Source organism: Micromonospora sp. CPCC 206171, from assembly GCF_036906755.1.
Taxonomy (GTDB): domain Bacteria; phylum Actinomycetota; class Actinomycetes; order Mycobacteriales; family Micromonosporaceae; genus Micromonospora; species Micromonospora purpureochromogenes.
The window spans coordinates 78,441-91,270 of record NZ_JBAKHT010000005.1 but is presented as its reverse complement, the minus strand read 5'-3'; the positions used below and the strand labels follow the sequence as shown (position 1 = coordinate 91,270).

Genomic DNA, 12,830 nt, shown 5'->3' with positions numbered 1-12,830 from the left:
CCCAGCCCCTGCTCAGCCGCCCTGCCGGGGGATCCGGCGGCGGACGTCCGGCGTGGTCGACGGGCCGGGTGACCAGCGCGCCACCCACGGGGTGTCGGCCGGCGGAGTAAGCACGCCGGACTCCAGGGCGGCGTACCGGCCGGCGAGGATCCGCTTCGCCGCCGCCACGTCGACGGAGTCGGTGTTCTCCCACAGCGCGGTGAACAGCTGCTCCACCCGGACCCGGGCCTGCCGGCAGAACAGGTCGGCCAGCTCGACGTTCTCCGGGCGGGTGTCCCGCTCCGCGTACGCCCGCACGCAGACCGCGGACATCGCGAACAGCTCCGCGCCGATGTCCACCACCCGGCCGAGGAACGCCTGCTTGCGTTCCATCTTCCCCTGCCAGCGGGACATCGCGTAGAAGGTCGAGCGGGCCAGCTTGCGGGAGTGCCGCTCCACCTGCCGCAGGTGGCCGGCGAGCGGGCCGAACTCGCCGTACGCGTTGGGGGTCTGTCCCCTGCCGACGGCGAGGGTGGGCAGCCACCTGGCGTAGAAGGCCCCCGCCCGCGCCCCCGCCCTGGCCTTGCGGCCGAGGCCGGCGTCCGGGTCGATGATGTCGCCGGCGACCGAGAGGTGCGCGTCGACCGCCTCCCGGGCGATGAGCAGGTGCATGATCTCGGTGGAGCCCTCGAAGATCCGGTTGATCCGCAGGTCCCGCAGCATCTGCTCGACCGCGGCCGGCCGTTCGCCCCGGGCGGCGAGCGAGTCGGCCGTCTCGTAGCCGCGCCCGCCCCGGATCTGGATCAGCTCGTCGGCGATCTTCCAGGCCATCTCGCTGGCGTAGAGCTTGACCAGGGCCGCCTCGATCCGGATGTCGTTGCGGTCGTCGTCGGCGAGCAGGCAGCAGAGGTCGAGCATGGTCTCCATGCCGTACGTGGTGGCGGCGATGAAGGAGAGCTTCTGGGCGACCGCCTCGTGCTCACCGACCGGCCGGCCCCACTGCACCCGGTCGGCGGCCCACTCCCGGGCCACGTTCAGCGACCACTTGCCCGCGCCGACGCACATCGCCGGCAGCGACAGCCGACCGGTGTTCAGCGTGGTCAGGGCGATCTTCAGCCCCTTGCCCTCGCCACCGATGACGTTCTCCCGGGGCACGAAGACGTCGTGGAACCGGGTGAGGCTGTTCTCCAGGCCGCGCAGGCCGACGAAGGCGTTGCGCCGCTCGACGGTGATGCCCTCGCTGTCGCCGTCGACCACGAACGCGGTGATGCCGCCGCGCCGCCCCTCGCCGGCCGGCACCCGGGCCATCACCACCAGCAGGGTGGCCACCGTGCCGTTGGTGGCCCAGAGCTTCACCCCGTTGAGCCGGTAGCCGGTGCCGTCGGCGGTCGGCTCGGCGATGGTCGCCAGGCGGGCCGGGTCGGAGCCGACGTCCGGCTCGGTGAGCAGGAACGCGGAGACCTCCCCGGCGGCCAGCCGGGGCAGGAAGAGCTGCTTCTGCTCGTCGGTGCCGAACATCTTGAGCGGCTGCGGCACGCCGATCGACTGGTGGGCGGAGAGCAGAGCGCCGATCGCCGGGCTGACCGAGCCGGCCAGCATCAGCGCCCGGCAGTAGTGCAGGTTGCTCAGGCCGAGACCGCCGTACTTCCGGTCGATCTTCATGCCGAACGCGCCGAGCCGGGCCAGCCCCTGGAACACCTCGTCCGGGATGGACGCGTCGCGCTCGATGGCCGCGCCGTCCACCTCGGACCGCAGGTACGCCCCGAGCTCGGTGAGGAACCGCTCGGCCCGCGCGTCGTCGTCCGGGTCGGAGCGGGGCCAGGGGTGGATCAGGTCGAGCCGGAACCGGCCGAGGAAGAGCTCCTTGCCGAAGCTGGGCCGGTCCCAGGCGGTCTCCCGGGCCGCCTCGGCGACCTGTCGGGCCTCCTTCTCGGAGACCTGGCCCGCCTCGGCCGGCAGCGGCCCGGCGCCGTCCTCGGTGGGTCGGCTGTTGTGCGTCGTGGTCACGGCTGCCCCCTCGAACCTCGGTCCGGATGCGTCAACGTGCTCGACAAGAGCAACGCTACCCCCGGGTGTTACCCAGGGGTAGCGTCGCGCGCACGTCGAATTTTCCGGCCGATGACCGGGTCAGTCGCCGGTCAGCACCTGCGGCGCGTCATCGTCGTCGTCGACGACGTCCTCACCCCAGTTGCGCCGGGCCATCGGCAGGAAGACCCAGAAGGTCAGGAACCACAGCCCGGTGAGCGCGCTCAGCAGGAATGCGATCTCGCGCTGCAGCACGAAGTCGGTGATCAGCAGCACCGCGCTGACCATCGAGATCAGCATGAAGGCGAGGCCGCCGCTGGCCATCCGGTGCGCGAAGCGCACCAGCTCCGGCTTGCGCCCCTGGCGGAACAGGGCGCGGTGGAAGGCGACCGGCGAAATGATCATCGCGGTGGCGGCGGCGGCCGACAGCAGCGAGACGATGTAGACGTCCTTCTGGAAGCCGCTGGTCCGGGTGAAGCCGTTGCTGAAGGGCAGGGTCAGCAGGAAGGCGAAGAGGATCTGCACGCCGGTCTGCGCGACGCGCAACTCCTGGAGCAGATCGGCGAAGTTGCGCTGCCAGCGCTGCTTCTCGGATTCCTTCGACACGCGCTACCTCCGGAAGAGACGGTACTGCCGACGGGGTTCACCCCGCCGGCAGCAACGCCAATGCCCCACCCGGAGTGGCGCGAAACCGGCTCACGATGCCTCCCCTCGTTCGCGACTGCGGGGCTCGCAGACCCGGCTCACTCCTCGCGCTCACGCCCCTCGGCGGATGCGGCCGGCGTACCGGGCCTCCAGCGCGGCGTTGTGCTCGTCGCCACCGGTGATGTTCGCCGACAGGTAGACCGGGGGCCGCTCCCCCGCCGCGATCAGCCGGGTCACCGTCTCGGCCACGATCTGCTGGGCCAGCAGGGCCGCGGTGATCGAGGAGACCGCGCCGACCGCGCCGCCGTCGGGCAGCGGCAGGGTCGCGTCACCGTACGGGGCGCCGTTGTCCAGCACCACGTCGGCGAAGTCCGCGAGCTTGCGCCCGGACGGGTGGCGCGAGGCCATCCGGCCCGAGTGCTGCGCCGAGGTGATCGCCACCAGCCGGTGCCCGCGCTCGACGACCAGCGACGCGAACTCCACCATCGCGCCGTTGACGCCGGAGTTGGAGGCCAGCACGAAGATGTCCGACGGGCGGACCGGGGCCAGCTCGTAGAGCCGGTGCGCCACGGCCGGATCGCGCTCCAGGTGCGGTCCGAGGATGCTCGCCGGCTCGCCGCCCAGCAGCACCAGGTCGCGCAGCGCGATCCGGTTGGTCGGGACCAGCCCACCGGCCCGGCCGGCGATCTCCATCGCCAGTGCCTCGGAGTGGCCGGTGCCGAAGGCGTGCACCACCCCGTCGGCGCGCAGCGCCTCGGCGATCAGGTCGGCCGCCCGACCCACCGCCTCCCGCTGGCTCGCGGCCACCCGGCCGATCGTCTCGGTCACCACCGCCAGGTATGCCTCGGCGCTCACCGTCATGCGTTCCTCCGTCCGCTCGTCGTCCTGCTCGTCGGGTCGGCCCGCGGCGGGCTCAGCCCAGGCCGCGTACCCGGGCCAGGATCGCCTCGGCCAGCGGGGCCGGCGCCTCGTCGGGAATCCAGTGGGTGACGCCGGGGAGCGCGACGAACCGGTACGGCCCGGTCACCTGGGCGGCGCACGCCTCGGCGGCGGTCCGGCCGATCGCGACGTCCCTGTCGCTCCAGACGAAGGTGGTGGGCACCGCGATCGGCCCGGTCCGCGCCAGGTCGGCCCGGGACATCGCCCGGTACCAGTTCAGCGCCCCGGTGAGCGCGCCCGGCTCCCGCATCGGCTCGGCGTACCGGGCCACCCGCCCGGCGTCGCCCACCTCGGAGAGCAGCCGGCGCAGGGCGGTCGCCCGCACCGCCAGCAGCACCTTCTCGGCCTTGCCCGGCTGGCGGAACAGCAGCACGTACGACGAGCGCGCCTTCTGCCGCGGGTCGTGCGCCAGCGCGTGCGCCATCGCGGCGGGATGCGGCACGGAGACGGCGGTCAGGGTGCGGACCCGCTCGGGGTGCCCCGCGGCGAGGCCCCAGGCGACGACCGCGCCCCAGTCGTGCCCCACCACGTGGGCCGCCTCGACGCCCAGCGCGTCGAGCAGCGCCACCGCGTCCTCGACCAGCTCCGGCAGCCGGTAGGCGGCCACCTCGGTCGGGCGGGCGCCCGGCGAGTAGCCCCGCTGGTCCGGCGCGTACGTGTGCAGGCCGGCGGCGTGCAGCGCCGGCACCACCTCGTCCCACTCGCCGCCGTGCTGCGGGAAGCCGTGCAGCAGGAGGACGGGTTCGCCGCCCTCGGGGCCGCCGGTGCGTACCTCGAACGTCAGCCCTCGCGCCTCGACCCGCATGATCGGCAGCCTACCCAGCCCGGCGCTGGTCCACCCGGGCCGAGCGTGGCGGGGTCGGAGCTGTTAGCGTCGACGAGACAACTTCACATCCGACAGGGGAGCGCACAGCGCTGAGAGTGCGGGCACCGCCCGCAGACCCTCGAACCTGATCTGGGTAATGCCAGCGCAGGGAGTTCGGTCGACCTCCAGCCGCGCCGCCGTCCGGTTCCACACCGGGCGCGGCGTGCGTCTTCTCCTGGTTCGATCATTTGGACTGGGAGCACACATGACCAACACCGACAGCAACCGGTGGCGCACCATCGACATCGTCATCGCGGCGGTGCTCGGGGTGGCCTTCGGCATCATCTTCTGGGCCTGGGGCCTGCTCTGGAACGGCCCCGCCGACGCGATCCCGCTGCCCGGCCGGGCGGCCATCTACGGCGTCTGGCTGGTCCCCGCCGTCCTGGGCGGTCTGATCATCCGCAAGCCGGGCGCCGCCTTCTTCACGCTCACCGTCGCCGCGCTGGTCTCGGTGGCGCTGGGCAGCAGCTGGGGCTGGACGCTGGTCATCCAGGGTCCGCTGGAGGCCGCAGCGGCGGAACTCGCCTTCGCGGCCTTCGGGTACCGCCTGTTCCGGCTGCCCGTCGCCCTGCTGGCCGCCACGCTGGCCGGCCTGGCGGCGGCGCTCTACGACGTCTTCGTCTGGTACCCGGACACCGCCTGGGGCAGCTTCCGCCTCCCCTACATCCTGATCACCGCGGTCAGCTCCCTGGTGATCGCCGGCCTGGGCAGTGTCGCGCTCACCCGCGCCCTCGCCCGCACCGGCGTCCTCGACCGCTTCCCCGCCGGCCGCGAACGCGCCGCCATCTGACCGCCCCCGCTTCGTTGATCAAGAGGTTTGCGTCAACGGGAGCCACCGTCGTGACGCAAACCTCTTGATCACCGGCCGGGAGCCGGGTGGGCCTGGGTAGGGAGGGGGTGCGGGTGGGCGCGGTGGAGGTGCGCGGGTTCGGGTGGCGGCACGCCGGGCGGAAGGCGTGGGCCGTGCGCGGGGTGGACCTGCGGATCGAGGCCGGGGAACGGGTCCTGCTGCTCGGGCCGTCCGGGGCGGGCAAGAGCACCCTGCTGGCGGCGCTGGCCGGGCTGCTGCCCGAGGACTCCGGCGAGCAGGAGGGCACCGTCGAGATCGACGGGCTGGACCCGCGCAAGGACCGGGAGCGGGTCGGCATCGTCTTCCAGGACCCGGAGACCCAGCTGGTGATGGCCCGCAGCGGCGACGACGTCGCGTTCGGGCTGGAGAACCGGGGGGTGCCGGCCGAGGAGATCTGGCCGCGGGTGGACGAGGCGTTGCGCCGGGTCGGCTTCCCGTACCACCGGGACCGGCCCACCGCGGCACTCTCCGGCGGCGAGCAGCAGCGCCTGGCCCTGGCCGGCGCGCTCGCCCTGCGCCCCGGCCTGCTGCTGCTCGACGAGCCGACCGCCAACCTCGATCCGGCCGGCGCGGACCTGGTCCGCCGGGCGGTCGCCGGCGCGCTGTCCGCCGACACCACCCTGATCCTGGTCGAACACCGGGTCGCCGAGGCGCTGCGGCTGGTCGACCGGGTGGTGGTGCTGGAGCCGGGCGGCGGGGTCCGCGCGGACGGCCCGCCGGAGGCGGTCTTCGCCGCGCACGGCGAGGCACTGGCCGCCGAGGGCGTCTGGGTGCCGGGCCGGACCATCCCGCCCCGGCACGCCATTACGCCGCCCGGCGCGGAGTTGCTCACCGCCGACCGGCTCGGCCTGCCGCCCCGGCTGGCCCCCATCGACCTGCGGGTACGCGCCGGCGAGGCGCTCGCCGTGCTCGGGCCCAACGGCGTCGGCAAGTCCACCCTGGCCCTGCTCCTCGGCGGGCTGCTCCGCCCCGGCGTCGGCCGGGTCACCGCCACGGCCGCGCTGGCCGGAGCGGACGATCGCACTCCCCCGCACCGCTGGCGGGCGCCCGCGCTGGCCCGCCGGATCGGCTCGGTCTTCCAGGACCCGGAGCACCAGTTCGTCACCGCCACCGTCTTCGACGAGCTGGCGCTCGGCCCTCGCCGGACCGGCCAGCCCGAGCCGGCGGTACGCGCCACCGTGGACGCCCTGCTGGACCGGCTGCGGCTGACCCGGCTGGCCGGCGCGAACCCGTACACCCTCTCCGGCGGGGAGGCGCGGCGGCTGAGCGTGGCGACCGCGCTGGCCACCGCGCCCCGCCTGCTGATCTGCGACGAGCCGACCTTCGGCCAGGACCGGCGCACCTGGCGGGAGCTGGTCGACCTCTTCGCCGAGCTGCGCGACGCCGGGCACGGCGTCGTCACCGTCACCCACGACGCGGACTTCGTCGCCGCGCTCGCCGACCGCACCGTCACCCTGGGCCGGCGACCCGACCCGACCGGCGACGACTCCGGGCGGCGCCCGTGATCAGCCTGGAACCGGTCGCGGCGCCCGGCGCGCCGCTGGCCCGGCGCAACCCGGTGGCGAAGCTGGCCGCCGCGTTGGTCTTCTCGGCCGTCCTGGTGGCCACCCTGGACCCGGTCGCCCCGGCCATCGCGATCGCCGTGGAGCTGGCCGTGCTGCCGCTGTTCGGGATCCGGTACCGGGTGCTGGCCCGGCGGGCCCTGCCGCTGCTGGCCGGCGCGGCCGGCATCGTGGTCACGCTGGTGCTCTTCGCCGCCGACCGCTCCGGCCGGGTGCTGCTGGACGCCGGGCCGCTGCTGGTCACCTCGGGAGTGCTGCTGACGGCCCTCGGGCTGGTGCTGCGGATGGTCGCGGTGGCCCTGCCGGGCGTGATCGTCTTCGCCACCACCGATCCGACCGACCTGGCCGATGCGCTGGTACAGAACGCGAAGGCGCCGGCCCGCTTCGCCATCGGGACGCTGGCCGCGTTCCGGCTGGTCCCGCTGCTCGGCCAGGAGTGGCAGATGATCGAGATGGCCCGCCGGGCACGTGGCGTGGACGCCGGGCGCAACCCGGTGGCGAAGCTGCGGCTGTTCGTGTCGACCGCGTTCGCCCTGCTGGTCGGGGCGATCCGGCGGGGCACCCGGCTGGCGGTGGCGATGGACGCCCGGGGCTTCGACGCCGGCACCCCGCGCACCGTCGCCCGTCGGCAGCGGTTCGGCGTGGCCGACGGGCTGCTCGTCGCCGGGGCGGCCGTGCTGGGTGGTGCGGCGATCGCGGTCAGCGTCGCGCTCGGCACCTTCCGCCCGCTGATCGGCTGACCCGGCGCGACTCGGTCCCGACCGGCGGCCCGGTGGTCGGGTCCGGCCGTGGGGCGCTCGGTCGTCCATGCGCACCAGCACCACGTCCGGCGGCCCGGTGGTCGGGCCCGGCCGGACAGCCCAATGGTCGGGCCCGGCCGGGCAGCCCGGTGGTCGCGTCCGGCCGGGCGGCGCCGGCGGCCCCTCCGGCCGGCCATTTCGGAGAGAAGGTGTCCGGTGAGCGTGATACCTCAGAGGCATCTTGATACCTCAGAGGTATCACGCTCGTCGCGGTCATACGCCGGACAGGCTCACCGGGCCCCGCTGCCGTCGGCCGCCATGGCCAGCGGCGGCATGGCGATCGGCGCCGCAGGGCCACGCTGGACGCGGCACGCCGCGCCAGGAGGTCAGACCCGGCTGCGCCTGGCGCCGCCGGTGCGGCAGCCGACGGTTCGCCGCACCGGAGCGCCGGAACGGGTGCCGCCGGCAACCGCACCACCACTCCGTCGTGCGGGAAGTCGCGCGGCCCTGCCGGCCTCCGTACCAGCGGCGCCGGTCAGCTGCGGCGGAACGCGTACCGGCGGGTCTGGCCACGGGCGGCGGTGGAGCCGCCGCGCACCGACGGGCCGGTCCACGGCGGGGCCGCCGGGGCGGGCCGGGCGGCAGCGGGCGCGGAGCCCGTTTCGTCCGGCAGGGTGACCGGGGCGACGGGCGCCACGGTGAGCGCGTCGAGATCCGGCGGGCTCACCGCCACCTTGGCCCACGCCGACGGGCGGGACTTCTTCGGACTGCGCTTGGCGGGCATACGCTGCCTCCTTCGGATGCGGGGACCGCGCCGCGAGGCGGGCGGTCGGCGGGCAGGGAACGGCCCGGGCGACCCGACCACGGAGACACCACCCGTACGAGAAGGTGGGGAATGCGGACGCCCGGCGCGGCCGGACCCCCGACGACGGCGGCGGGCCCGACTGGCTGAAGGTGGGGCGTCAGTAACGCATGCCGACAGGCTAATCCACCGACGGCGGCGGCCCCAGCCGATTTACTGGCACCATCGGCGGCATGCTGATCGCGTTCTCGATTACCCCGCTCGGCGTCGGCGAGTCCGTCGGCGACCTGGTCGCCGAGGCGGTCCGGGTGGTCCGCGCCTCCGGCCTGCCCAACCGCACCGACGCCATGTTCACCACCGTCGAGGGTGAGTGGGACGAGGTGATGGCGGTGGTCAAGCGGGCGGTCGACGTGGTGGCCGAACGGGCGCCCCGGGTCAGCGTGGTGCTCAAGGCCGACGTGCGACCCGGGGTCACCGACGCGCTCACCGGCAAGGTGGCCCACGTCGAGGCCCGCCTGGCCGAGGGCTGACACCACCGGACGTGCCCGGCGCTACCGCCCGGCGGGCCCGGTGACACCGCCCGATGCCGCAGTGCCCGCCGGTGGCAGGCCCGGGTGAACACCTGATCGCCGCCCGGCCGCCGCCAGCCACCGCGGCTGGTCCCGCAGCCCGGCGCGCGACGGCCCGCACCCCGTCGCTCACCGAGCGTCGATGTCCGGACCCTGACGGCCGGTGGCCGCGATACGGTCGCAGGACGGCAGGCCGACGAGAGGTGGCGGACGGATGGCTCAGCAGGCGACGGCGCAGATCGGGGTCACGGGGCTGGCGGTGATGGGCCGCAACCTGGCCCGGAACCTGGCCCGCAACGGCTTCACGGTGGCCGTGCACAACCGCTCCCCCGAGCGCACCCGCAGCCTCGTCGCCGAGCACGGCGGCGAGGGCACCTTCGTCGCGTCCGAGTCCCTCGCGGACTTCGTCGCCACTCTGGAGCGACCCCGCGCCGTGATCGTCATGGTGAAGGCCGGCGGCCCCACCGACGCGGTGATCGACGAGCTGGTCCCGCTGCTGGAGGAGGGCGACATCGTCGTCGACTGCGGGAACGCGCACTTCGCCGACACCCGGCGCCGGGAGGAGGCGCTGCGCGGGCACGGGCTGCACTTCGTCGGCACCGGCGTCTCCGGCGGGGAGGAGGGCGCGCTGCGCGGGCCGAGCATCATGCCCGGCGGCTCCGCCGAGTCGTACGCGAAGCTCGGGCCGATCTTCGAGAAGATCGCCGCGCAGGTGGACGGCGTCCCGTGCTGCCGGCACATCGGCCCGGACGGCGCCGGCCACTTCGTCAAGATGGTGCACAACGGCATCGAGTACGCCGACATGCAGCTCATCGCCGAGGCGTACGACCTGCTGCGGGCGGGGCTGTCGGCGAGCCCGGCGGAGATCGCCGACATCTTCCGGGAGTGGAACACCGGCGAGCTGGAGTCCTTCCTGATCGAGATCACCGCCGACGTGCTGGCACACACCGACGCGGCGACCGGCCGGGCCTTCGTCGACGTGGTGCTCGACCAGGCCGAGCAGAAGGGCACCGGCCGGTGGACCGTGCAGAGCGCGCTCGACCTGGGCATCCCGATCACCGGCATCGCCGAGGCGACGTTCGCCCGGTCGCTGTCCGGCCACGCCGACCAGCGCGCCGCCGCCCGCCGGGCCTTTCCCGACGCCGGCGAGAAGTGGCAGGTCGAGGAGCGGGAGACCTTCGTCGAGGACGTCCGGCGCGCGCTGCTGGCCAGCAAGATCGTCGCGTACGCGCAGGGCTTCGACCACATCCGCGCCGGCAGCCGCGAGTACGACTGGGACATCGACCTCGGTGGCACCGCCACCATCTGGCGGGGCGGCTGCATCATCCGGGCCCGTTTCCTCGACCGCATCCGTGCGGCGTACGACGCCGAGCCGGACCTGTCGACGCTGCTGGTGGCGCCGTACTTCGCCGAGGCGGTCGGCGCCGGGGTGCCCAGCTGGCGGCGGGTGGTGGCCGACGCGGCCCGGGCCGGCGTTCCCACCCCGGCGTTCTCCTCGTCGCTGGCCTACTTCGACGCGCTACGCGCGGAGCGGCTGCCGGCGGCGCTGATCCAGGGGCTGCGGGACAACTTCGGCGCGCACACCTACCACCGGGTGGACCGGGAGGGCACGTTCCACACCGTCTGGGCCGGCGACCGCGCCGAGGTGGCGGGCTGAGGCGGGACTGATCGACCCGGCTCAGGCGAGGGTGGCGTGCATCTCCCAGACCAGGATCTCGGCGGGCTCGGTGGCGCTGACCCGGTGGCCACCGGTCATCGTGATCCGGGCGGCGTCACCCTCGCCGAGCCGGCCGGCGCCCTCCAGCGTCACCGCGCCGCTGGGCACGTAGAGGTGCAGGTAGGGCGCGTCGGGCAGGGTGACCTCGTCGCCGGCGGCGAGCCGGGCGGCGTGCAGGGTGGCGTACCGGTTGCGGATCCGGATGGCCGAGGCGCCGTCGTACCGGTCCATGCCGGAGGCGACCGGCACCAGGCCGCCGCGCAGCAGCTCGTCACCGATCTCCAGCTGCTCGTAGCCGGGGTCGACGCCGTCGGTGTCGGGCACCACCCACATCTGCACGAAGTGGACCGGGTCGCCGTGCGGCTCCCGGCCGTCCAGCCGCCAGGAGTCGTTCTTCTCCGAGTGCAGGATGCCGGTGCCGGCGCTCATCCGCTGGGCCAGCCCGGGATAGATGATCCCGCTGTGGCCGGTGGAGTCCTGATGCACCAGCGAGCCGCGCAGTACCCAGGTCACGATCTCCATGTCCTCGTGCGGGTGGGTCTCGAACCCGGTGCCCGGGTGGACGATGTCGTCGTTGTTGACCAGCAGCAGGCCGTGGTGGGTGTTGGCCGGGTCGTAGTGCCGGGAGAACGAGAAGGAGTGCTTCGAGTCGAGCCAGGACAGTCGGGTCTTGAACCGGTCCTCGGCCCGGCGGACGTCCACCGCCGGGCTCGGCGCCAGCGCGCTCACCAGGCCCGCTGCCCGGTCTCGTTCGGCGCCCAGGTCAGCGCCGGTTCACCGGTGGCCAGTTCGGCGATCTCGCCGGAGCGCACGCTCGGGGCGTGCCCCAGCTCGGCGCAGTGCTGCTCGGCGATCTCAGCGCAGATCCCGGCGACCTGTTCGCAGATCGGGCTGCCCAGGTCGGCGGCGTTCAGCGCCATGATCAGTTTGTACCGGAGATCCGACATCCCCACCCCCGTGGCGGACGTGCCCGGGCGGCGCGCCCTGCGCCGATCGTACGCGCGCGGGCCGCACCGACCGGCCGGAACGCGTCAGCGCCGCCCCCGAGGGAGCGGCGCCGACGGCGTACCGGACGTCGATGGTCACCAGAACCGGCGACGCTTGGCCTTCTGCGGACGCAGCATGTCCGCGCCCTTGCTGAGCAGTCGGCTCACGCCGGTCGGGCCCCGACGGGCCTCCAGCGTGTGGCTGAGCCGGCGGGCACCGGCCGCGGCCAGCGGCACGGCGACCGCCATGACCGCCCACTGGGCGATCCGCTTCTGAATCATGTGGGTTCACCTCCGCGTCTTGGCTGCTACCTCAAGAGGTACCCCACCGGACGCTCGGACAATCACGAGCCCGGCGAGGTCTACACCTGCGGGGCGACCGGGTTGGGCAGCGCGCCCCCGAACCGGCGGTCCCGCTGCGCGTACAGCTCGCAGGCGTACCAGAGGTGCCGGCGGTCGAAATCCGGCCAGAGGGTGTCGAGGAACACCAGCTCCGCGTACGCCGTCTGCCAGAGCAGGAAGTTGGAGATCCGCTCCTCACCGGAGGGACGCAGGAACAGGTCCACCTCCGGGATCTCCGGGTGGTAGAGGTACTTCGCCACGGTCTTCTCGTTGACCTTCGCCGGGTCGAGCCGACCGGCGGCCACGTCGCGGGCGATCGCGGCGGCGGCGTCGGCGATCTCCGCCTGGCCGCCGTAGTTCACGCAGAACTGCAGGGTCAGCGTCGAGTTGCCCCGGGACATCTCCTCGGCGGTCTGCAACTCGGAGATGACGCTCTTCCACAGCCGCCCCGCCCGGCCCGACCAGACCACCCGCACGCCGAGGTCGACGAGCTGGTCGCGGCGGCGGCGGATGACGTCCCGGTTGAAGCCCATCAGGAACCGGACCTCGTCCGGCGAGCGCCGCCAGTTCTCGGTGGAGAACGCGTACGCCGACAGGTAGGGGATGCCCAGCTCGATCGCGCCCTCGATGGTGTCGAAGAGGCTGAACTCGCCCGCCTCGTGACCCTTGGTGCGGGGCAGGCCACGCTCCTTGGCCCACCGGCCGTTGCCGTCCATCACCACCGCGACGTGCTTCGGCACCGCCTCGGCGGGCAACGCCGGCGGCCGGGCGCCCGACGGGTGCGGTGTCGGCGGCACCGGCGCGCGCCG

General features: G+C 74.1%; 14 protein-coding genes and 1 riboswitch. Of the genes, 5 read left to right on the top strand and 9 right to left on the bottom strand.

The window, feature by feature from the left end; genetic code table 11:
- Positions 1-12: 12 nt before the first annotated feature.
- The 4 genes from V6U89_RS08855 to V6U89_RS08840 all read right to left on the bottom strand — a co-directional run bounded on the left by V6U89_RS08855 (position 13) and on the right by V6U89_RS08840 (position 4,393).
- The gene (locus tag V6U89_RS08855; RefSeq protein WP_334570239.1) at positions 13-1,986 is read right to left on the bottom strand and encodes an acyl-CoA dehydrogenase family protein; all 1,974 of its coding nucleotides are present in this window, start codon (positions 1,984-1,986) and stop codon (positions 13-15) included.
- Positions 1,987-2,106: 120 nt separating this feature from the next.
- The gene (locus V6U89_RS08850) at positions 2,107-2,610 is read right to left on the bottom strand and encodes a DUF6328 family protein (protein WP_334570238.1); all 504 of its coding nucleotides are present in this window, start codon (positions 2,608-2,610) and stop codon (positions 2,107-2,109) included.
- A gap of 150 nt (positions 2,611-2,760) precedes the next feature.
- On the bottom strand, positions 2,761-3,510 hold the full coding sequence (locus V6U89_RS08845) for an SIS domain-containing protein (protein ID WP_334570237.1): 750 nt from the start codon (positions 3,508-3,510) through the stop codon (positions 2,761-2,763).
- A 52-nt stretch (positions 3,511-3,562) separates the two neighbouring features.
- Entirely contained in the window at positions 3,563-4,393 is an 831-nt protein-coding gene (locus V6U89_RS08840) for an alpha/beta fold hydrolase (protein ID WP_334570236.1), read from the bottom strand.
- Between the two features lie 84 nt (positions 4,394-4,477).
- A riboswitch (TPP riboswitch) is annotated at positions 4,478-4,583 on the top strand.
- 75 nt (positions 4,584-4,658) lie between these two features.
- On the opposite strand from V6U89_RS08840, the gene V6U89_RS08835 reads away from it, so the two are divergent.
- The 3 genes from V6U89_RS08835 (at position 4,659) to V6U89_RS08825 (ending at position 7,605) form a co-directional block, all read left to right on the top strand.
- Positions 4,659-5,243: an ECF transporter S component gene (locus V6U89_RS08835; protein ID WP_334570235.1), complete on the top strand. Its 585-nt coding sequence runs from the start codon at positions 4,659-4,661 to the stop codon at positions 5,241-5,243.
- Positions 5,244-5,356: 113 nt separating this feature from the next.
- Positions 5,357-6,808 (top strand): ABC transporter ATP-binding protein, encoded by a 1,452-nt coding sequence (locus V6U89_RS08830; RefSeq protein ID WP_334570416.1) that lies wholly within the window; start codon positions 5,357-5,359, stop codon positions 6,806-6,808.
- Positions 6,805-7,605, top strand: coding sequence for an energy-coupling factor transporter transmembrane component T family protein (locus V6U89_RS08825; RefSeq protein ID WP_334570234.1), 801 nt, complete (start codon positions 6,805-6,807; stop codon positions 7,603-7,605). Before V6U89_RS08830 ends, V6U89_RS08825 begins: the two co-directional genes overlap by 4 nt.
- 535 nt (positions 7,606-8,140) lie before the next feature.
- Here the strand turns inward: V6U89_RS08825 and V6U89_RS08820 are convergent.
- Positions 8,141-8,389, bottom strand: a complete 249-nt coding sequence (locus V6U89_RS08820; RefSeq protein ID WP_334570233.1) for a hypothetical protein — start codon at positions 8,387-8,389, stop codon at positions 8,141-8,143.
- A gap of 251 nt (positions 8,390-8,640) precedes the next feature.
- Here V6U89_RS08820 and V6U89_RS08815 point away from each other — a divergent pair, with 251 nt between their 5' ends.
- Together V6U89_RS08815 and gndA are read left to right on the top strand one after the other, a co-directional pair.
- Positions 8,641-8,937 (top strand): MTH1187 family thiamine-binding protein, encoded by a 297-nt coding sequence (locus V6U89_RS08815; RefSeq protein ID WP_334570232.1) that lies wholly within the window; start codon positions 8,641-8,643, stop codon positions 8,935-8,937.
- A 253-nt stretch (positions 8,938-9,190) separates the two neighbouring features.
- Positions 9,191-10,633: an NADP-dependent phosphogluconate dehydrogenase gene (gene gndA / locus V6U89_RS08810; protein ID WP_334570230.1), complete on the top strand. Its 1,443-nt coding sequence runs from the start codon at positions 9,191-9,193 to the stop codon at positions 10,631-10,633.
- Positions 10,634-10,654: 21 nt separating this feature from the next.
- On the opposite strand, the gene V6U89_RS08805 is transcribed toward gndA, so the two are convergent.
- From V6U89_RS08805 to V6U89_RS08790, 4 genes are all read right to left on the bottom strand, one after another.
- On the bottom strand, positions 10,655-11,422 hold the full coding sequence (locus tag V6U89_RS08805) for a pirin family protein (RefSeq protein WP_334570229.1): 768 nt from the start codon (positions 11,420-11,422) through the stop codon (positions 10,655-10,657).
- Positions 11,419-11,613 (bottom strand): thioredoxin reductase, encoded by a 195-nt coding sequence (locus V6U89_RS08800; protein WP_231925317.1) that lies wholly within the window; start codon positions 11,611-11,613, stop codon positions 11,419-11,421. Before V6U89_RS08800 ends, V6U89_RS08805 begins: the two co-directional genes overlap by 4 nt.
- Positions 11,614-11,775: 162 nt before the next feature.
- A complete protein-coding gene (locus V6U89_RS08795) occupies positions 11,776-11,961 on the bottom strand; it encodes a hypothetical protein (RefSeq protein WP_088960799.1) in 186 nt (61 codons plus the stop codon).
- 80 nt (positions 11,962-12,041) lie between these two features.
- Positions 12,042-12,818 carry an isoprenyl transferase gene (locus V6U89_RS08790; RefSeq protein WP_210778233.1) on the bottom strand — a complete coding sequence of 259 codons (777 nt, stop codon included), beginning with the start codon at positions 12,816-12,818 and terminating at the stop codon, positions 12,042-12,044.
- Positions 12,819-12,830 lie beyond the last annotated feature (12 nt).

What these genes read in the sequence shown, in the direction of transcription:
- V6U89_RS08845 (WP_334570237.1), bottom strand. Translation starts at nt 3,510, where the DNA reads ATGACGGTGAGCGCCGAGGCATACCTGGCGGTGGTGACCGAGACGATC.
- V6U89_RS08840 (WP_334570236.1), bottom strand. Translation starts at nt 4,393, where the DNA reads ATGCGGGTCGAGGCGCGAGGGCTGACGTTCGAGGTACGCACCGGCGGC.
- V6U89_RS08835 (WP_334570235.1), top strand. Translation starts at nt 4,659, where the DNA reads ATGACCAACACCGACAGCAACCGGTGGCGCACCATCGACATCGTCATC.
- V6U89_RS08820 (WP_334570233.1), bottom strand. Translation starts at nt 8,389, where the DNA reads ATGCCCGCCAAGCGCAGTCCGAAGAAGTCCCGCCCGTCGGCGTGGGCC.
- V6U89_RS08815 (WP_334570232.1), top strand. Translation starts at nt 8,641, where the DNA reads ATGCTGATCGCGTTCTCGATTACCCCGCTCGGCGTCGGCGAGTCCGTC.
- gndA (WP_334570230.1), top strand. Translation starts at nt 9,191, where the DNA reads ATGGCTCAGCAGGCGACGGCGCAGATCGGGGTCACGGGGCTGGCGGTG.
- V6U89_RS08800 (WP_231925317.1), bottom strand. Translation starts at nt 11,613, where the DNA reads ATGGCGCTGAACGCCGCCGACCTGGGCAGCCCGATCTGCGAACAGGTC.
- V6U89_RS08795 (WP_088960799.1), bottom strand. Translation starts at nt 11,961, where the DNA reads ATGATTCAGAAGCGGATCGCCCAGTGGGCGGTCATGGCGGTCGCCGTG.